This is a genomic window from Propionivibrio soli (genome assembly GCF_025770765.1).
Classification (GTDB): Bacteria; Pseudomonadota; Gammaproteobacteria; order Burkholderiales; family Rhodocyclaceae; genus Propionivibrio; species Propionivibrio soli.
In genome coordinates this window covers 15729-34130 of the sequence record NZ_JANZKY010000009.1, presented here as the reverse complement: position 1 = coordinate 34130, position 18402 = coordinate 15729, and the positions used below count along the sequence as shown (strand labels likewise).

Genomic DNA, 18402 nt, shown 5'->3' with positions numbered 1-18402 from the left:
CTTAAGGCGTGCGAACGAAATCGTTAACTTCCAGCGTACCCTGCGACTGGACCACGAGCGCGTACGAAATCCGTTCGAAGGTGCGGAACACAAACGCTAATCCGAAACGTTCGGACGGAATTTGAACGGTCACTTTCTTGTCCTGCTCGTCTCGCTGCACAACTGCCCGGTTACGCTCCAACGCCAGCACATGTCCTATTTCGAGGCCGTCCTTCGAACCGCGGTTGAGGGACACAATGGAACCACTGCCGCCAGTGCCTACTCCGCCGTACACGGAAATAACACGCCCGTCTACGCGAAAGTCCGGCTTGTGGGGAACGTACTCCACCAGTGCGGGGCGAGCCGCAGGGACCAAACGGTCTCCCCGCCCTATCTCTTGCTTAGCCGTAACGATCTCGAAAGTAGCGGGCTGTCCAGGCCGAACCTGAGTTGCCGTGCCCAGGTAAAACGCCTCGTAGCCGAGAACCTGTTTCGGGTCTTCCGGGTCCAACAGAGGCTTTCCGTTACGGTAAATTTGCCACTGCTTTTGCGCCGGGTCGGCGTCGTCGACATAGGCGGTGTCGCCGCTACCAAGGAAGACGCGGTCCTGAGCGGTAGCTACGATTCGTGGCGCCGTATCGAGTTCGTTAACTTCGACGATCAGCGGTGCAGAGATGAAAGGCTCGATGACGTTCGGCGGAATCGGCGGAATCGCCGTAGTGTTTTGCTCTGAGTAAATCTGTGGGTGCAAGCGGATGTTGGAAACGCGCAGCAATGGGTTGCCATTCGCGTCGCGATCAAGGAGTACGGTTTCGCCCGGGTATATCTTGTGAGGATTCTTGATCTGCGTCTGGTTCATGCGCCAGATTTCTGGCCAGCGCCAAGGCTCCTTGAGGAACTTGGCGGCAATTCCCCACAGCGTATCGCCGGGGACGACCGTATAACGCGTCGGCGCACTATCGGCCAGTTGAATGGGTTGCTCGGCGGCGCTGCAGAGAGTCGTGACTGCGGCGAGAATGAGCGCGGACATTGTGCGGATCATCGTGTTATCCTCATGCGAGCGGTCGGTAACGTTAGAGAATGTCTGCAAGACTCAGGGCCGGAATCGTTACGAGTCCTTGTACTCCGCCGCAATCTCACACCACGCCCCCGCCGTGAACATCGTTTATATGGTGCAATTATTGCACCGTTCTTCAAGATGTTGCATTAGATTCTGCACGTAATTACTTCTTGGATCAAGCTTTTTATGCCGTTATTACCAATACTCCGTTATCCTGATCCGCGCCTCAAAACAATTGCCGCACCGGTGGAGAAAATTGACGACGGCATTCGCCAGCTGGCGCGTGACATGGCGGAAACGATGTATGAGGCGCCGGGAATCGGACTTGCGGCTACTCAGGTGAATGTCCATAAGCGGTTGATTGTCATCGACGCATCGGAAACCCGCGACGAACTGCTCGTGGTGATTAATCCAGAGCTGATCGAAAGCGAAGGACTTCAGGTCGGCGAAGAAGGCTGCCTGTCTGTGCCCGGTATATACGACAAGGTCGAACGTGCCGAACGGGTTGTTGTCCGCTATCTTGATCTGGAAGGGCAGCAGCAGACGATTGCAGCCGAAGGACTATTGGCGGTTTGTCTACAACACGAAATGGACCACTTGATGGGGCGCGTCTTCGTCGAGCATCTCTCGCCTTTGAAACAGTTGCGCATCAAGGCCAAGATGGCGAAACAGGCGCGAATAACCGCATGAGGCTCGTTTTCGCAGGAACCCCGGAGTTTGCCGCTAGCGCGTTAAGAGCCCTTCTCGACGCCGGACACGAAATCTCGCTGGTCCTCACCCAGCCTGATCGTCCCGCCGGGCGCGGAATGTCGTTACAGCCTTCGCCGGTGAAACGTCAGGCGCTCGCGGCGGGAATCGAAGTGTTTCAACCGAACAGTTTACGCGACCTGGAAGCGCAGAACAGAATCCGCGATGTGGTACCGGAGGTTATGGTTGTTGCCGCGTACGGACTGATTTTGCCGCAGGCGGTTCTCGACATTCCGCGGCTTGGCTGCCTGAATATCCACGCTTCCTTGTTACCGCGCTGGCGCGGGGCGGCGCCGATTCAACGCGCGATCCTGGCTGGCGACGCCGAGACCGGCGTGTGCATCATGCAGATGGAGGCCGGCCTCGATACCGGCCCGGTCTTGCGTTCGCACGCCATCCCGATCGCCGGGGACGACACCGCGGGCACCGTGCACGACAAGCTAGCCGAGTTGGGGGCGCGCCTCGTCGTTGGCACGCTGGCCGAGCTGCCGATCACCGCTCGTCCTCAGCCAGAGTCCGGGGTGACCTATGCGGCGAAGATCGAAAAAGCGGAAGCGCGGCTCGACTGGCGCCTGCCGGCTGCTGAGGTGGAGCGCCGTGTGCGGGCTTTCAATCCTTTCCCGGGTGCGCTGGCATCGTTCGATGGCCATTCAGTCAAGGTGTGGCGTGCAGAATGCGTCCCAACGGAGGGTGAACCAGGACGCATTCTTGCCGCCGACAAGCATGGCATCGTGGTTGGCTGCGGGCAAAATGCGTTGCGCCTGCTCGAACTCCAGAAGGCGGGCGGTCGCCGCTTGAGCGCCGACCAATTGCTCGCCGGAACGCCACTTTCGGTCGGAACATCCTTCGATCTAGCCGCTTGAAATCTGGCGAATACCACCCATTTATGGGCCATTACTTATCGTGACTCGGAGAATGAGACGATGTTTGGCAACTGGCTGAAAACTACCCTGCTCATGGCCGCGATCATGGCGCTCTTCGGCGTCATTGGTTCATATATCGGCGGTGCGTCGGGCATGATCATGGCGCTGGTTTTGGGCGGCGTGATGAACGTTTTCGCTTATTGGTTCTCGGACACAATGGTGCTCAAGATGTACAACGCACGCGAAGTGGACGAGAGCTCGGCGCCGCAGTTCTACGCGACGATCCGTGATCTCGCGCACCGCGCCGGGTTGCCGATGCCGCGCGTCTACCTCATCGACGAGGCGCAGCCGAATGCCTTCGCCACCGGCCGTAATCCCGAACATGCGGCGGTTGCCGCGACCACGGGGATTCTGCGTTTGCTGTCCGAGCGGGAGATTCGCGGTGTGATGGCGCACGAATTGGCGCACGTGAAACACCGCGACATCCTGATTTCGACGATCTCGGCGACGATGGCGGGCGCGATCTCCGCACTCGCGAACTTCGCGATGTTCTTCGGCGGCCGCGATTCGGAAGGCCGGCCGGCGAATCCGATCGCCGGGCTGGCTGTTGCCCTCCTCGCACCTTTGGCGGCGGCCTTGATCCAGATGGCGATTTCGCGTGCGCGCGAGTTTGAGGCGGACCGAGGCGGCGCCGAAATCAGCGGCGATCCAAACGCCCTGGCCGATGCGCTGACGAAGATCGACGCTTATGCAAAAGGCATCCCGATGCCGACCGCGGAGGCGCATCCGGCGACCGCACAGATGATGATCCTCAACCCGCTGTCAGGTGGCGGCATCGCGGGACTCTTCAGCACGCACCCGGCGACTGAGGAACGCGTGGAGCGCCTGCGCGCGATGGCTGTCGGCGTCCGTTAAGGCGCTCTACCTCGTATCCGGTCGGACCGCTCGGTGGACGTACCGCCGGGAACCAGCGTCTGGTTCAATACGTCGGCGAGACGATACCCGGCCTCTGCCACACGTCGGTCAGCAATCTTCCGGCTTGCGGCGTAGAACGCCTCGTCGATGACCGGTACGGCGTCATTGCTTTGCGGATACGCATGGTCCCGTGCGAGCCGCCAGCTCTCGTCGATCCACTCGCTGCTCGTCGACTTTGAAGGAGGCGCGTACTCCGCTGCCAGTTCGCGGCAGAGTGTATCGAGCCGTTCTCCTCGCAGCCACGGTGGTCCCGGCAGGTCGTCCCAGAACGCGTGCAAAGTGGTCAGTGGCTTGCGTGAATTGAAAGGGTTGTTGACCATAAAACCGTTGCCCAGTTTGTCCACCCGACCGTCGGCTCCGACGCGAGCACTGGCGTGCAGGGGCTGGTGGGCATCACCGACGAGATGGATGAGCCACGGCAAGGAATAGCGTCGTTCGAGCATGGAGGTGCCTGGCGAACCTAACGTCTTTCGCAAAGCGACCAGTTGCCGATCGATGGTCCCGACGTTTCCAATGGCCGGACTGGACACGTCCAGTGGACGGTTGACGTAATGCCAGTCCCCGTGCCGTTCCATGTCTGGAAAGCCTTCAAGGGTAGGTGTCGGCTCTTCGCTTCCCCGGGAAAAGAACCGTCGGTCCTTGCGGATCTCGTCGGCCCACGTGGAGACCTCAATAAACACCCCGCGATCGCCGCTGTCCTCGCCCGCCCGCTTTTGCCAACGCGCGAAATCGGGATGACCCCGTAGCAGATCGGCCGCCGCGACGCGAGTCTCGGGTCGCATCTGATCCCAGGCGATACAAGCCACCAGCCGATGTCCGGCCGCATTCCAGGCGGACGCACTATTCGGGGCGGCGGTTCCGACGAGCGCAAGCAGTGCCGTCGCCCATCCCACGAAACGGGAGCAATTTGCAGAATTCTTAACGATCGAGCGTGATGTCTTCGTGCGAAGCGGGGTCATTGAGCGGTTCAAGATGCGTGGAAACGGTCGATTGAGGCAAAGCGTGCCGGATCTCTCCTTCGACCCGTTCCACCAGATCGTGCCCTTGCTGGATGGTCCACTCTCCGGGAACGAGAACGTGCACTTCGACAAACCGGCGCGCACCCGATTCCCGAGTGCGCAGGGCGTGAAAATCAATTCCTTGCGCGCGGTAACGATCAAGAACGGCTTGCACGAGCGCGTTCTCTTCGGCCGGCAAGGCAATGTCCATCAGACCGCCCGTCGAGCGGTAGATGAGCTTCCAGCCCGTCCACACAATGTTGATCGCCACCAGGAGTGCGAGGACCGGGTCGAGCCAAAGCCAGCCTGTTGCCTTAACCGCTCCTACGCCCGCGATGACGCCAACCGAGGTCCACACATCGGTGAGGAGATGGTGTGCGTCCGCTTCCAAGGTCAACGACCGGTGTTCCCGCCCCGCGCGGAGGAGTACGCGCGCCGTCAGCAAATTGACGGTCGACGCCACTCCCGAAACGAGCAGGCCGACGCCGATCTGCTGCAGCGGTTGCGGGTGCAGCAGGCGCTCGATCGCCGCCGCTCCGATGCCCACAGCGGCAAGGAGAATCAGCAGGCCTTCGAAGCCGCTGGAAAAATACTCGGCCTTGCCGTGCCCGTAAGCGTGCCGCTCGTCGGCCGGTAGTTCGGCGACGGTCAACATCGCCAACGCCATCATCGCGCCGGCGAGGTTGACGAGCGACTCGAGCGCGTCGGAAAGCAGCCCGACCGAGCCCGTCATCCACCAGGCCGCACCTTTCAGAAAGATGGTGGCCAGGGCGGCGCTGATCGAGAGCCAGGCATAACGCTTGAGAGATGGAGTGCTCATCGTCCTATTATGGGCAGCGGAGACCTCAGTTGTCATCATGCTAAACTGGTGCTCCGAATGCTGAACGCGAGAAACGACTTGGCCTCGTCACCTTCCTCACCCTCTTCGCCGCCGTCTCCATCGTCACCCTCCCCGCTCGGGCGAGCCCGTGTGCGGCGTATCCCGGGTGCGGTTAAAGACGGGCGTAAGGCAAAGCCTATGGCTGAGGCCGCTCCGCCTTCCAAGACACTCGCTCGCGATTCCCTCGGCTGGAGCTTGCTGCTAGCGGCTCGGATCATTGCCGCGGTGCATGCAGGCAGAAGCCTGAGTGAGGCGCTGTCGATGCTTGCTGACGAGCCGTCCGGCGCGCGCGCGGCGGCTCAGGATGTCGCCTATGGCGTCTTGCGCCGCTACGGTTGGGGTGAATTCATACTCGGTCGATTGATGGCCAAACCCCTGACACATGCCGAGACGCATGCCTTGCTGCTGGCGGCGTTGTATCGGCTTGAAACACGCCCTGACGCGAGCGCCACAGTGGTGGATCAAGCCGTCATTGCTACCGGCGAACTGTCGGGCGGCGTCTTCAAGGGCGTCGTCAATGGCGTCCTGCGCAACTATTTGCGCCAAAGGGATGCACTCCTCGCTGCCGTGGCGAAGGACGACGAGGCCACCCACCAGCACCCGCGCTGGTGGCTCGCCAAGCTGCGGCGAGCTTATCGCGACACTTGGTCGTCGATCGTCGCCGCCGGCAATTCGCAGCCTCCGATGACCTTACGCGTCAATGCGCGGCGCACGTCGGTGGAGGAATACGTCGCCAAGCTCAAAGCGGTCGACCTTGCCGGGAAGGTCGTTGGCCGACACGGGATCATCCTCGAACGAGCCGTGCCCGTCGATGCATTGCCCGGGTTCCCCGACGGCCTGGTCTCCGTGCAGGATGCCGGGGCGCAACGGGCCGCCGAACTGCTCTCCCCTATACCCGGCGCGCGCGTGCTTGACGCCTGCGCCGCGCCGGGAGGGAAGACCGCGCATCTTCTCGAATTGGCGGACCTCGACGTCCTCGCGCTGGACGTCGATGCCGGCCGCACACGGCGCATTGCCGCGACCCTTGATCGCTTGGGGCTGAAGGCCGAAATCCGCGCCGCCGATTGTCGCAAAACCGGCGTGTGGTGGGATGGTGTTCCTTTCGACGCCATTCTGGCCGACGTACCGTGTTCGGCGAGCGGTGTCGTGCGGCGCCATCCTGACATCAAGTGGTTGCGGCGCGAAAGCGATATCCGGCGTTTCGCGCAGGTGCAGGCGGAGATTCTCGACACGCTATGGCCACTCCTCAAGCCGGGGGGCCGCTTGCTCTATGCGACCTGTTCGGTATTCCCGGAAGAAAACTCGGCCCAGGTAGACGCCTTTCTCGTGCGGCAGCCGGGGGCCGAGTGCATCTTTGCAGAGCAATTGATTCCGCAGGAAGACAACGACGGTTTCTACTATGCATTGCTGCGCAAATCTGCCTGATTCGTTGATTCGCATGTCAGGGCGTTTGCTGGCTGGCCTATTCCTGTTGCTTGCGGCCCAGGTGGTTTGCGCCGCGGACATCAGTGTGCGCAACCCGCAACTTACAGCGAATGATGACGGCTACAGTTTGGCGGTGGATTTCAACATCAACTTCAATCGACGCCTCGAAGAGACGGTTGCCAAGGGGGTGCCGTTGTACTTCACGGTGGAGTTCGAACTCAACCGTTCGCGTTGGTATTGGCTCGACGAGCACGTGATCCGGCGCTCGCGGACTTATCAGATCTCGTATCACGCGCTGACGCGCCAGTACCGCGTCTCCACCGGCGCGTTGCACCAGAGCTTCCCATCGCTCGATGAGGCGCTCGGCCTCATCTCCCGTCTACGCCACTGGCAGGTTCTCGAAAAAGGCGAAGTGAACGCCGATCACGACTACCAAGCGGGCGTGCGGATGCGCCTCGATCTAAGCCAAATGCCAAAGACATTCCAGGTCACCGCGCTCGCCAATAAGGACTGGAATCTGGCATCCGACTGGCGACGCTGGGATTTCGCCCCGGAGGAAACGTCGCACGTGCCGGCCTCACCCTCTTCTCCCCCTTCCTCCTCTTCCTCGTCGGCTTCGGGGACTTCCGCGGCGCCGTCTGCCGCACCCAACCCGATTCCCGCACCCGCGGCCACGGAGCGCAAATGAGGACGCTGATCATCGTCGCGGCCTCCTTTGGCGGCATCCTGCTCTTTTTGCTCGCCTCGGCGAGTGCCAATACCGCATTGTTCGCAAGCCATTACCGGTGGCTCCTCGGTCTCAATGCCTTCGTGGCGCTTTCGCTTTTCGCGCTCATCGTGTGGCAGGTGCGCGCGCTGTGGCAGGAGTATCGCCTGCAGGTCTTCGGCTCGCGGCTGAAGTTGCGCCTGATGCTGATGTTCGGCGTCATGGCGGTTCTACCCGGCGTGCTGATCTACGCCGTTTCGGTGCAGTTCGTGACCAAGAGCATCGAGACATGGTTCGACGTGCGTGTAGAAAAAGCACTCGAATCCGGACTCAATCTCGGGCGTAGCGCTCTCGATTCGCTGCTTGACGACCTGGGCGAAAAGGGACGCAGCATGGCGTTCGACCTGGCCGAACAATCCGAGGCGCAGCGCCGTCTTGCCCTCAGCCGCTTGCGCGAACAGTCGGGCGTTCAGTATCTGGCGTTGTTTACGACGAGCGGCGAACTTCTGGCCACGGCAACGAGCGACTTGTCGAACTTCCTGCCGGTGCCGCCCTCGCTCGACCAACTGCGTCAAGCCAGACTGGGACGCGGATATCGCGAAATCGAGAGCGCCGGCGAAACCGGGCTCATCCTGCGCGTGCTCGTTCCCGTCGCACCGGTCGGCCTCGGCATGGATACGCGCATCCTGCAACTCACGCAGCCGGTGCCCTCCAATTTGGCGATGAACGCCGACCGCGTTCAGAACGTCTATCGCGATTACCAGGAACTCTCGCTCGGCCGCGAGGGCCTGACCCGCATCTACGCGATGACTTTGACCCTGACCGTCTTGCTGGCTCTCTTCACCGCCATCGCCGTGGCTTTTGTGTTGGCGCGTCGGCTGTCGGCGCCGCTGTCGATTCTTGCCGAAGGCACACAGGCCGTCGCGGCGGGCGACTTCACGCCGCGTCAGGCGATCTATAGCCGAGATGAACTCGGCGTGCTGACGCAATCGTTCAATCGCATGACGCGCCAGCTCGACGAAGCGCGTCGCGACACCGAACGTCACCGGGCGGAACTCGAGTCGGCACGCGCCTATCTCGAGTCGATCCTTGCCAATCTCTCCGCCGGCGTTCTCGTGTTCGATCGGAGCTTCGCTCTTCGCACGGCCAACCAAGGCGCGCAGACCATCCTCGACGACGACCTGTCGTGCCTGCTCGGCCAGCCACCCGAAGCCTGGCCAACCGAACAGGCGCTCGGCCACGAGATACGTCAGGCATTCGAAGAGAACCCGGGCAAGGAGTGGCAGCGGCAGATCCAGCTCGACCGTCCAGGCGGAGCACCTCAGATCTTGTTGCTGCGCGGCACCGAACTGCCGCCGGGCGTCAATGGCGGCTATGTGGCGGTTTTCGACGACGTCACGCGGCTTGTCGCCGCCCAACGCAGCGCCGCTTGGGGCGAAGTGGCGCGGCGACTGGCGCACGAGATCAAGAATCCGTTGACGCCGATCCAGTTGTCCGCGGAACGGCTGCAGGTGAAGTTCGCCGACAAGCTGGCCGGCAATGACGCTGAAATGTTGAACCGCGCGACGCAAACGATCATCAATCAGGTGCAGGCGATGAAGCGCATGGTCAACGAGTTCTCCGACTACGCGCGCATGCCGGCGCCGGAACTTGCCGTCCTCGACCTCAATGCGCTGATTCGCGAGGTGCTCGGCCTGTACGAAACCTCGCTGGCCCGCATCGACGTCGGTCTCGCGGCGGATCTGCCGCCGGTCCTCGGCGATGCGACGCAAATGCGGCAGATCATCCATAATCTGCTGCGCAATGCCGAAGATGCGCAGGAAGAAACTGCAGACCCGGAGATCGGCATTGCGACGCGCCTGGTTGACGGACAGGCTGAGCTAGCCGTGATCGACGGAGGCCCCGGCTTCCCGCCCGAGATCATTGCCCGCGTCTTCGAACCCTACGTCACCACGAAGGTGAGGGGAACCGGGCTGGGACTTGCGATCGTCAAGAAGATCGTGGACGAGCATCAAGGCAGTATCCGTATCCGAAACCGTGGACAACGCGGTGCCGAGGTCAGCATCCGGCTGCCCCTGGCGCCCGTGTTGAGCCCGAGCACCACCGAAATATCCGAAGAGAACTGATCATGGCGCAAATATTGGTCGTCGACGACGAAATGGGCATCCGGGAGCTGCTTTCCGAGATCCTCACCGACGAAGGGCACTCGGTAACGCTTGCCGAAGATGCGGCCGCGGCCCGCGTGGCGCGCAATGAAAAGCGACCGGATCTCGTGCTCCTCGACATCTGGATGCCGGACATCGACGGTATCTCGCTGCTCAAGGAATGGTCGGCCGCCGGCCTGCTCACGATGCCGGTGGTGATGATGTCGGGTCATGGCACGATCGACTCCGCGGTGGAAGCCACTAGGGTCGGTGCGATCGACTTCCTCGAAAAACCCATCGCCCTGCAAAAACTTCTGACCACGGTCAAGAAGGCACTCAAGCATGAAGTCGCACCGCAGAAGCCGCCATTGACGCTCGACGCCTTCTCACGGTCGCCGCTGCTGCGCGACCTGAAGAAGCGGCTCGAGCAGACCGCCGCCAAGACGTCGGTTCTGCTGCTCAAGAGTGCGGCGGGGAGCATCGCTGAAATCTGCGCGCGTACCTTGCATACGCCGAAGACGCCATGGCTCGACCTCTCGATTTCGAGTGCTCCGTTGACGCAGGAGATGTTGGAGAACGCGGCCGGCGGCATCTTGTTCATCGGCGACTTGATGCTGATCACCAAGCTGCAGCAGAAAAACCTTGCCTACGCCCTCGAACGGCTCGAAAAGTACAACCTGCAATTGATCGCCGCCACCCCGCGCCCCTTGTCCGACCTCGTGGAGTCGGGATGGGAGCCAACACTGGTTGCTCGCCTCGGCGAAGTTTGGGTTTCGTTGCCGCAGCTCTCCAGCCACACTGACGACGTACCGGAAATCGCGTCGCTGGTCCTGACCCACCTCGTCGAGCGCAACGGCGTTCCTTCGCGCTATTTCTCAACTGCGGCCTTGAACGCACTGCGCCTGCACCATTGGCAGGGGGAGTGGAGCGAGTTGCTGGCGGCGGTGAAGAACCTTGCACTCTCGGCACTGGAAGAAGAAATCACCGTCGAGGACGTCGAAAGCCTGCTGCTGCGCGATGGCGGCCCGCCGCCCGCCGCCGCGCCTGCCCTGCCCTTGTTCAACCAGCCGCTGCGCGATGCGCGGGAAGCGTTTGAGCGCTTGTATTTCGAACACCACCTGAAATGCGAAGGTGGCAATATGACGCGAGTCGCGGATCGTACGGGCCTTGAGCGCACCCACCTCTATCGCAAGCTCAAACAGCTTGGCCTTAATCCCGGGCGACGCATGGAAGAAGCCGAATCGGTCGACAAGGGCCAGTAGCCCGCGATGCCCCTGACGGCGAAAAACTCTCCTTCAATCTTTGCTGCGGAGTCCTCGTGACGCGACCGACCAACGACACTTTCCTGCGTGCCCTGCTCAAAGAGCCGACGGACCGTACGCCGGTCTGGCTGATGCGTCAGGCCGGGCGCTACCTGCCGGAGTACTGCGAAACGCGCCGTCGCGCGGGGAGCTTCCTCCAGCTATGTAAGAACCCTTCGCTGGCTTGCGAAGTGACGTTGCAGCCGCTGGCCCGCTACGATCTCGATGCGGCGATCCTGTTTTCGGATATCCTCACGGTTCCGGACGCGATGGGTCTCGGCCTGTACTTCGAGGAGGGCGAAGGACCTCGCTTCGAACGCCCGTTGCGCGAGGAGTGGGTGATTCGCGATCTGGCCGTGCCGGAGCCTTACGACCACCTCCGGTACGTGACCGACGGCGTTGCCGAGATCCGGCGCGCGCTGGCCAATTCGGTGCCGCTGATCGGTTTTGCCGGCAGCCCGTTCACCCTGACCTGCTACATGATCGAAGGGGCGTCGAGCAGCGAATTCCGGCACGTCAAGACGATGCTCTACACCCGTCCGGACTTGCTGCATCGCATCCTCGCCGTCACCGCCGAGGCCGTCACGGCCTACCTGAACGCGCAGATCGAGTCGGGCGCGCAGGCTGTGATGATCTTCGATTCCTGGGGCGGCGCCCTGTCGGCCGCCGCCTATCGGGAGTTTTCGCTGCCCTACATGCAGCGGATCGTCGCTAACTTGATCCGTGAGCACGACGGCGAACGCGTGCCCTCGATCGTTTTCACGAAAGGCGGCGGCTTGTGGCTGGAGTCGATCGCGGACATTGGCTGCGACGGTATTGGCCTTGATTGGACGATCGATATCGGCGAAGCGCGCCGCCGCGTCGGCGAGCGAGTGGCGTTGCAGGGGAATCTCGACCCGGCCGTGCTCTTCGCGCCGCCGGAGTCGATTGCCGCGGAAACGAAGCGGGTGCTCGACAGCTTCGGTCCGGGGAGTACAGGCCACGTCTTCAACCTCGGACACGGCATTTCGCAGCACACGCCCCCGGAGAGCGTGGATGTGCTGGTTCGTACTGTCCATGAGTACAGCAAAAAATCGTAAAAAAAGATGACTGCTGGTCCACATTCAACTTGACTTATGCACAGAAATAGGCCTCCTGTCACAAAAAGTTACAAGTCCTTTCATAATCAGTCACTTATTATTAAGTGACTGATTTGTATAGGGAAAACACCCGCTCAAATTTTTGGCAAAGCGTCTGGAAGCTCGGTGGAGCGAGGGTTTCCGAGTTTTGCAAGCGTTTCACCCACAGATTTATCCACAGAAATTGTGCACAACAATGGAAAGCCCTGGCCGCGCAATCACTTACGCGGTTTTTGGAGAACTCGCGCGAAGTATCGAAGCTAAGCGGCCTGACCAATTGGCGGGATGGCTCCGATGAGCGCGCCTAACGCCGGCCTTCCTCGTCGCCGGATCGCGCGCGTCGCTCTCGATGTGCCGCTCTATCGCTTGTTCGATTACGAAATTCCCGACAGTGAGGAGGTCGACGCGGGCGATATCGGCCGCCGCGTTGACGTCCCCTTCGGAACGCGCGCGCGGCTGGGCATCCTCGTCGATCTCCCGGCCGGCAGCGATCTGCCGGACGCGCAGCTCAAACCCCTGACCGCGGTACGCCGGGATCTGCCGCCGTTGCCGGCTGACTGGTTCCGCCTGTGCGAGTTCTGCTCGGGGTATTACCACGCCCCGCTCGGCGAGGTCATGTTATCGACGCTCCCGGCGGCGCTACGCCGCGTCGATCCGCCGAAGCCGCGCGAGCCCAAGCGCTCTGCCAAGCCGAGTCCGGCGCAAATACCACCTACCCTTACGGCGGAGCAGGAAGCGGCGCTTGCCAGAATCGCGGAGGCCGGCGAGGGGTTTTCGGCGCACCTGCTGCACGGCGTCACGGGCAGCGGCAAGACGGAAGTCTATTTGCGCCTGATCGAACGTACGCTGCAGGCGGGGGGCCAAGCCTTGCTGCTGGTCCCCGAAATCAATCTCACGCCACAACTCGAGGAACGCGTCGCCGCGCGTTTTCCGGCCGCCGGCCTGGTGAGTCTGCACAGCGAACTGACCGAAGCGAAGCGCGCGCGCAACTGGCGCTCCGCACTCGACGGCACGGCGCACATCGTGCTCGGCACCCGCCTGGCGGTATTCACGCCGATGCCGGACCTCGCCCTGATCATCGTCGACGAAGAACACGATCCCTCGTTCAAACAGCAGGACGGCATGCGCTACTCGGCGCGCGACGTGGCAGTTTTCCGGGCGCGCGAGCGCGGCATCCCGATCGTCCTCGGCTCTGCCACCCCGTCGCTGGAAAGCTGGGCCAACGCGACCGATGCGCGTACCCCGGCCCGCTACGCTTTGCTGACGCTGCGCGAACGTGCGGTATCCAACGCTCGCCTGCCGACGATCCAGCGCATCGATACCCGCCTGGAAAAACTGCAGAACGGCATCTCCGGCGCCATCTTCGCCGGCATCGAAAAGCGTCTCGCGCGCGGCGAACAGAGCCTCGTTTTTCTCAATCGGCGCGGCTACGCTCCCGTGCTGACGTGCACCGCCTGCGGCTGGATCTCGCATTGCCCGCGTTGTGCGGCCAACCTCGTGCTGCATCTCGCCGATCGGCGCCTGCGTTGCCATCACTGCGGATACGAGCGGCCGGTGCCCAAAACCTGCCCGACCTGCGGCAATCAGGATATCCAGCCCTTTGGGCGCGGCACGCAGCGGATCGAAGAAGTCCTTGCCGAGCGCTTCCCGGCCGCCCGCGTCCTGCGCGTCGATCGGGATTCGGCACGCAGCCGCAAGCAATGGGAAGCCCTGCTCGAACAGATCCACGGCGGCGGAGCGGATATCCTCGTCGGTACGCAGATGCTCGCCAAGGGGCACGATTTCCCGAAACTCACGCTCGTCGGCGTGCTCGGGGCCGACTCGGCGCTTTTTGCCGCCGACTGGCGGGCACCCGAGCGGCTCTTCGCGCAGTTGATGCAGGTGTCGGGGCGGGCCGGCCGCGCAGAGCTCCCCGGGGAAGTGCTGATCCAGACGCAGTTTCCCGAACATCCGCTATATGCCGCGCTGGTGCGCCACGATTACCCGGCGTTTGCTGCGCAGCAGCTCGACGAACGCCGACAGGCCGGCTTTCCGCCGTACGCGTATCAGGCGATGCTGCGGGCCGAGGCGCCGCAAATGGCCGACGCCCTCGCCTACCTAAAAACCGCACGGGCTTGGCCGGGAATCGCCAACCACCCGGATACGATGCTCTACGACCCGGTACCGATGCGCCTTGCCCGCCTCGCCAACCTGGAGCGTGCCCAACTGCTCGTCGAATCGCCGTCGCGGCGCGCGCTCCAGCTCTTTCTCGGCGAATGGCGGGAAGTGCTGGATACGATCAAATCACCCTCGCGCCTGCGCTGGCACCTCGAAGTCGATCCGCTGGAATTCTGAAGTGCGGCCAGTCGTGGACCGGTCTTTTCGCGTGCGTCCAGATGACGTTTTTTACCGTGGTTAGGGATGAGGAGGTCGGCCTTTGCGAAGCAGCCGAGGGAATGCGAGGTCCAAAACCTCGTCCGACACGGGGACAAAGAGTCGCGATACGGCGCCTCGCACCCACGTATCCGTCACTGCTTTTGCAGAGCCGGCCCAGGCCCCGAGTTGTTGCATCTCCGCTGAAAAGAGGAGGCCGGCAGGGGGCCGCTGCCGCCGCTAGATCAGCCACCGTTTGAGCTCTGTCAGAAGGATGGATGGGAAGCCTCAGGAGCGTCACCTGCTATACTGTACATCCATACAGTATCAGGAGAACCGGCCATGCCTGCGCGGATTCTTTGCCCCAATTGCCACAGCCCCGTGGAAGCACACCGTTTCGAAACCGCGGCGAACGCCGCCGCCGAGTATCGCGTCTGCCCTGAATGCGACCTGCCCGTCGTCCTGTCCCTGAAAACGGACGCACGCCCCGCCGAGGAACTCGCCCTCGCTACCGAAGTCGATTGGCCTCCGCTGTCGGAGGAAAGCGGGGCCGATGCCGTCTTCCGCCAAGAAGGTGAAGAACTCGGGCTGTAACTGAGCGACGGACTGGACTCGCACCGTCTGACACGGAACTCCCGCGTCCCCCGTTTTCGGCGTAAACGAACTGCGCTCTTAAAGCCCGCGCGCAGCAGAACAAATCGCTTCAGTAACGGGAACTTTGTGAGCACCCCACCCACTAAAACAATATACAATTATATATATTAGTGATGTTTAATTTTAAGGTGCGCACATGAGCGAAACCCCGAAACTCGACATTGAACGTATGCGCAAGGCGGCGGCGGAGGCGACGGGCCTGTTGCGCGCGCTCGCCAACCCCGATCGGCTGTTGCTGCTGTGTCAGTTGAGCCAGGGCGAGCGCTCGGTCGGCGAACTCGAAGAATTGCTCGGCATCCTGCAGCCGACGCTGTCGCAGCAGCTCGGCGTGTTGCGGCAGGAAGAACTGGTGAGCACCCGGCGCGCCGGCAAGCAGATCTTCTATTCCATCGCCGACCCGAACGTGCTCGTGATCCTCGAAAAACTCTATACGCTTTACTGCGGAGGCCGCAAATGACCATCGACTGGGCGGGTTTCACCCCCTATAGCGCGCTGGCCGGCGGCTTGCTGATCGGCCTGGCGGCGGCGATTTTCGCGCTATTTTCCGGCCGCATCGCCGGCATCAGCGGCATCGTCGGTGGCTTGCTACGCCCGAAGGGCGGCGATATCGCGTGGCGCGTCGCCTTCGTGCTCGGCCTGCTCGCCGCGCCGTGGGTGTTTGCAACCGTCGCGCCGCTTCCGGTGTCTCGCATCGACGCGGGAACAGGAACGCTCATTGTGGCCGGCCTGCTAGTCGGCATCGGCACCCGTTACGGCGCCGGCTGCACCAGCGGCCACGGCGTGTGCGGCCTGTCGCGTCTGTCACCGCGCTCGCTGGTCGCGACCGGAGCCTTCATGGCCGCCGGCTTCGCCACTGTCTTTGTCGTTCGTCACCTGTTCGCCTGAGTCCATCATGAACATCCTCTTCGCATTGCTTTCTGGCCTCGTCTTCGGCTTCGGCCTCATCGTTTCGGGAATGACCGACCCGGCGAAGGTGCTCGGTTTCCTTGACCTCGGGGGCGCCTGGGACCCGTCGCTGGCGCTCGTCATGGGCGGTGCCATTGCCGTCGGCCTCGTCGCCTTCGGCATCGCCAAGCGGCGTACCGTGTCATTCCTCGGACTGCCAATGCAGATGCCAGCCGCGCGGCAGATCGACCGCCGGCTCGTGCTTGGCGGCCTCACCTTCGGCGTCGGTTGGGGATTAGCTGGCATCTGCCCCGGACCGGCGCTCGTCCTCCTCGGCCGCGGGTTGCCGCAAGGCGTTATCTTCGTCGTCGCCATGCTGGCGGGGATGGCGCTGTTCGAAATCCTCGAGCGTCGCAAGAGCAAGACACCGATCGTCTTTCATCAGCCAGGGAGGAGCCCGTCATGACCCAGCCGTCCGCCCTGCAGATTGAAGAGTTCTTCGATTCCGCCACCAGCACGTTCAGTTACATCGTCCTCGACCGGCAGACGAAGAAAGCCGCGATCGTCGACAGCGTGCTCGACTACGACCCGAAGGCGGGCCGCACCAGCACCAAATCCGCCGACCGCCTGATCGCCCGCGTGCGCGAACTCGGCGCCAGCGTCGAGTGGCTGCTCGAAACGCACGTGCATGCCGACCACCTCTCGGCCGCGCCCCACCTCAAGGCCGAGCTCGGCGGGAAGATCGCCGTCGGGTCGCACATCACGGCCGTGCAGAAGTTCTTCGGCAAGCTGTTCAACGCCGGGGCCGACTTCGCGACCGACGGCCGCCCCTTCGACCACCTGTTTGAAGACGGCGAGACCTTCACGATCGGCTCGCTCCAGGCTCGCGCGCTGCATACGCCCGGGCACACTCCCGCGTGCATGACCTACGTGGTGAGCGAGGCCAGCGGCGAGACCGCGGCCTTCGTCGGCGACACCCTCTTCATGCCTGACTACGGCACGGCGCGTTGCGACTTCCCCGGCGGCGACGCGCGCACGATGTACCGCTCGATCAAGCGCTTGCTCGACCTGCCGCCCGACACCCGGCTCTACATGTGCCACGACTACTCGCCTGGCGGGCGCGAACCGCGCTTCGTCACCACCGTCGCCGAGCAGCGCGCCGCCAACGTTCATGTGCACGACGGCGTGAGCGAAGACGACTTCGTCGCCATGCGGCAAAAGCGCGACGCCACGCTCGATATGCCCGTGCTGATCCTGCCCTCGGTGCAGGTCAACATGCGCGCCGGCCACCTCCCGGAACCGGAAGCCAACGGCACGCGCTACCTGAAAATCCCGCTTAACGCGCTGTAACGCCCGTTCCGCAGGGAGTCTCCCGCGGCTTCCCAGGCCGATGGCAACGTACCCGGCACGGGCTCACGCCGCTCGTTGCCCGGGGACGCATCCAATTTGCAACACTTCGGCATCGTCAAACGCCGCGTCTGGCTGCCGTTTCTTGAGCCGCCCACACAAACGGCGTAGCCTCCGTCACATATTCCCCTGGCAAGAATAAGGAAAACGGGAAATGGCGTGGGTGGGAGCGCTGCTGGCGCTGATCGTTCTCTTTGCGCTCGTCGTTGCCAAGCAACGGCGAGGCACGGGCGCCGGAACCCCGCCGCCGTACGCCAAGCAACCCGCACTATTCTCCCCGGCCGAACGTTCCTTCCTCGGCGTGCTCGACCTCGCCGTCGGCAAGGACTTCCGCATCTTCGGCAAAGTTCGCCTCGCCGACGTGCTGACCATGCAGCGCGGCCTGCGCGGCGAAGCCTACCGCGCCGCCAAGAACCGCATCATCGCCAAGCACGTCGATTTCGTCCTTTGCCGCCCCGACGACCTAACCATGGTGTGCGCCATCGAGCTCAACGACAAATCCCACCAGCGCAAGCAGCGGAGAGAGCGCGACGAATTCCTGGCCGAAGCCTGCCGCGGCGCGGGCCTGCCGCTCGTCATGTTCGACGCGCAGCACGCCTACTCCGCCTCTGACGTAGCGGCCAGGATCGCCACCGCGATCACCAGAAAAGGTGAAACGGACAACCCGCCGATCAAGGGCATGGTGCAAGTTTCTCCCTACGCCGCTGAGGTGGGCGAAGGTGCCAAGGCACCGATTTGTCCTCGCTGCTCGACCGAGATGGTCAAGCGCGTGGCCAAGGGCGGGGAGAATGTCGGGAAAGAGTTTTGGGGGTGTCCGAATTTTCCGAACTGTAGGGAGGTTCAGGCGGTTTTCTAGAATTTGCACCCCCGTGTTACCTGAACGGGAATGTCAGTCCACTTCGTAAGTC

General features: G+C 62.7%; 18 protein-coding genes. 15 read left to right on the top strand and 3 right to left on the bottom strand.

Going from position 1 to position 18402, the window contains the following annotated elements; translation table 11 throughout:
- Position 1: 1 nt before the first annotated feature.
- Positions 2 to 1021, bottom strand: a complete 1020-nt coding sequence (locus tag NZ453_RS11795; RefSeq protein ID WP_263770798.1) for a LysM peptidoglycan-binding domain-containing protein — start codon at positions 1019 to 1021, stop codon at positions 2 to 4.
- A gap of 204 nt (positions 1022 to 1225) precedes the next feature.
- Here NZ453_RS11795 and def point away from each other — a divergent pair, with 204 nt between their 5' ends.
- From def to htpX, 3 genes are read left to right on the top strand one after another with little or no spacing between them, the layout of a single operon-like run.
- A complete protein-coding gene (gene def / locus NZ453_RS11790; RefSeq protein ID WP_263770797.1) occupies positions 1226 to 1729 on the top strand; it encodes a peptide deformylase in 504 nt (167 codons plus the stop codon).
- Complete coding sequence (gene fmt, locus NZ453_RS11785) at positions 1726 to 2649, top strand: methionyl-tRNA formyltransferase (RefSeq protein WP_263770796.1); 924 nt, start codon at positions 1726 to 1728, stop codon at positions 2647 to 2649. The genes def and fmt overlap by 4 nt, the downstream gene beginning before the upstream one ends.
- 60 nt (positions 2650 to 2709) lie before the next feature.
- Positions 2710 to 3564, top strand: coding sequence for a zinc metalloprotease HtpX (gene htpX / locus NZ453_RS11780; protein WP_263770794.1), 855 nt, complete (start codon positions 2710 to 2712; stop codon positions 3562 to 3564).
- Here htpX and NZ453_RS11775 read toward each other — a convergent pair.
- Positions 3561 to 4517, bottom strand: a complete 957-nt coding sequence (locus NZ453_RS11775) for a S1/P1 nuclease (RefSeq protein ID WP_263770793.1) — start codon at positions 4515 to 4517, stop codon at positions 3561 to 3563. The genes htpX and NZ453_RS11775 overlap by 4 nt on opposite strands.
- Positions 4518 to 4542: 25 nt before the next feature.
- Positions 4543 to 5442 (bottom strand): cation diffusion facilitator family transporter, encoded by a 900-nt coding sequence (locus NZ453_RS11770; RefSeq protein ID WP_263770792.1) that lies wholly within the window; start codon positions 5440 to 5442, stop codon positions 4543 to 4545.
- Between the two features lie 198 nt (positions 5443 to 5640).
- On the opposite strand from NZ453_RS11770, the gene rsmB reads away from it, so the two are divergent.
- The 12 genes from rsmB to NZ453_RS11710 all read left to right on the top strand — a co-directional run bounded on the left by rsmB (position 5641) and on the right by NZ453_RS11710 (position 18350).
- Positions 5641 to 6927, top strand: coding sequence for a 16S rRNA (cytosine(967)-C(5))-methyltransferase RsmB (gene rsmB, locus NZ453_RS11765; RefSeq protein ID WP_263770791.1), 1287 nt, complete (start codon positions 5641 to 5643; stop codon positions 6925 to 6927).
- Positions 6928 to 6940: 13 nt separating this feature from the next.
- Positions 6941 to 7615, top strand: coding sequence for a DUF4390 domain-containing protein (locus NZ453_RS11760; RefSeq protein ID WP_263770790.1), 675 nt, complete (start codon positions 6941 to 6943; stop codon positions 7613 to 7615).
- On the top strand, positions 7612 to 9759 hold the full coding sequence (locus NZ453_RS11755) for a sensor histidine kinase (RefSeq protein WP_263770789.1): 2148 nt from the start codon (positions 7612 to 7614) through the stop codon (positions 9757 to 9759). The genes NZ453_RS11760 and NZ453_RS11755 overlap by 4 nt, the downstream gene beginning before the upstream one ends.
- A 2-nt stretch (positions 9760 to 9761) precedes the next feature.
- On the top strand, positions 9762 to 11039 hold the full coding sequence (locus NZ453_RS11750; RefSeq protein WP_263770788.1) for a sigma-54-dependent transcriptional regulator: 1278 nt from the start codon (positions 9762 to 9764) through the stop codon (positions 11037 to 11039).
- A gap of 56 nt (positions 11040 to 11095) precedes the next feature.
- A complete protein-coding gene (hemE, locus tag NZ453_RS11745) occupies positions 11096 to 12157 on the top strand; it encodes a uroporphyrinogen decarboxylase (RefSeq protein ID WP_263770787.1) in 1062 nt (353 codons plus the stop codon).
- A 333-nt stretch (positions 12158 to 12490) separates the two neighbouring features.
- Positions 12491 to 14530: a primosomal protein N' gene (locus NZ453_RS11740; RefSeq protein ID WP_263770786.1), complete on the top strand. Its 2040-nt coding sequence runs from the start codon at positions 12491 to 12493 to the stop codon at positions 14528 to 14530.
- A gap of 360 nt (positions 14531 to 14890) precedes the next feature.
- Complete coding sequence (locus tag NZ453_RS11735; RefSeq protein WP_263770785.1) at positions 14891 to 15142, top strand: hypothetical protein; 252 nt, start codon at positions 14891 to 14893, stop codon at positions 15140 to 15142.
- 196 nt (positions 15143 to 15338) lie between these two features.
- Positions 15339 to 15659, top strand: a complete 321-nt coding sequence (locus NZ453_RS11730) for an ArsR/SmtB family transcription factor (RefSeq protein ID WP_263770784.1) — start codon at positions 15339 to 15341, stop codon at positions 15657 to 15659.
- A complete protein-coding gene (locus tag NZ453_RS11725; RefSeq protein ID WP_263770783.1) occupies positions 15656 to 16087 on the top strand; it encodes a YeeE/YedE family protein in 432 nt (143 codons plus the stop codon). Before NZ453_RS11730 ends, NZ453_RS11725 begins: the two co-directional genes overlap by 4 nt.
- 7 nt (positions 16088 to 16094) lie before the next feature.
- A complete protein-coding gene (locus tag NZ453_RS11720; protein ID WP_263770782.1) occupies positions 16095 to 16553 on the top strand; it encodes a YeeE/YedE family protein in 459 nt (152 codons plus the stop codon).
- Positions 16550 to 17437, top strand: a complete 888-nt coding sequence (locus tag NZ453_RS11715) for an MBL fold metallo-hydrolase (RefSeq protein WP_263770781.1) — start codon at positions 16550 to 16552, stop codon at positions 17435 to 17437. The genes NZ453_RS11720 and NZ453_RS11715 overlap by 4 nt, the downstream gene beginning before the upstream one ends.
- Before the next feature lie 211 nt (positions 17438 to 17648).
- Positions 17649 to 18350, top strand: coding sequence for a DUF2726 domain-containing protein (locus NZ453_RS11710; RefSeq protein ID WP_263770780.1), 702 nt, complete (start codon positions 17649 to 17651; stop codon positions 18348 to 18350).
- Positions 18351 to 18402: the final 52 nt, after the last annotated feature.

Coding starts and splice junctions, on each gene's coding strand:
- def (WP_263770797.1), top strand. CDS start 1,226: ATGCCGTTATTACCAATACTCCGTTATCCTGATCCGCGCCTCAAAACA.
- NZ453_RS11720 (WP_263770782.1), top strand. CDS start 16,095: ATGAACATCCTCTTCGCATTGCTTTCTGGCCTCGTCTTCGGCTTCGGC.
- NZ453_RS11750 (WP_263770788.1), top strand. CDS start 9,762: ATGGCGCAAATATTGGTCGTCGACGACGAAATGGGCATCCGGGAGCTG.
- NZ453_RS11740 (WP_263770786.1), top strand. CDS start 12,491: ATGAGCGCGCCTAACGCCGGCCTTCCTCGTCGCCGGATCGCGCGCGTC.
- NZ453_RS11725 (WP_263770783.1), top strand. CDS start 15,656: ATGACCATCGACTGGGCGGGTTTCACCCCCTATAGCGCGCTGGCCGGC.
- NZ453_RS11715 (WP_263770781.1), top strand. CDS start 16,550: ATGACCCAGCCGTCCGCCCTGCAGATTGAAGAGTTCTTCGATTCCGCC.
- htpX (WP_263770794.1), top strand. CDS start 2,710: ATGTTTGGCAACTGGCTGAAAACTACCCTGCTCATGGCCGCGATCATG.
- NZ453_RS11735 (WP_263770785.1), top strand. CDS start 14,891: ATGCCTGCGCGGATTCTTTGCCCCAATTGCCACAGCCCCGTGGAAGCA.
- NZ453_RS11710 (WP_263770780.1), top strand. CDS start 17,649: ATGGCGTGGGTGGGAGCGCTGCTGGCGCTGATCGTTCTCTTTGCGCTC.
- rsmB (WP_263770791.1), top strand. CDS start 5,641: ATGGCTGAGGCCGCTCCGCCTTCCAAGACACTCGCTCGCGATTCCCTC.
- fmt (WP_263770796.1), top strand. CDS start 1,726: ATGAGGCTCGTTTTCGCAGGAACCCCGGAGTTTGCCGCTAGCGCGTTA.
- NZ453_RS11760 (WP_263770790.1), top strand. CDS start 6,941: ATGTCAGGGCGTTTGCTGGCTGGCCTATTCCTGTTGCTTGCGGCCCAG.
- NZ453_RS11795 (WP_263770798.1), bottom strand. CDS start 1,021: ATGATCCGCACAATGTCCGCGCTCATTCTCGCCGCAGTCACGACTCTC.
- NZ453_RS11755 (WP_263770789.1), top strand. CDS start 7,612: ATGAGGACGCTGATCATCGTCGCGGCCTCCTTTGGCGGCATCCTGCTC.
- NZ453_RS11770 (WP_263770792.1), bottom strand. CDS start 5,442: ATGAGCACTCCATCTCTCAAGCGTTATGCCTGGCTCTCGATCAGCGCC.
- NZ453_RS11730 (WP_263770784.1), top strand. CDS start 15,339: ATGAGCGAAACCCCGAAACTCGACATTGAACGTATGCGCAAGGCGGCG.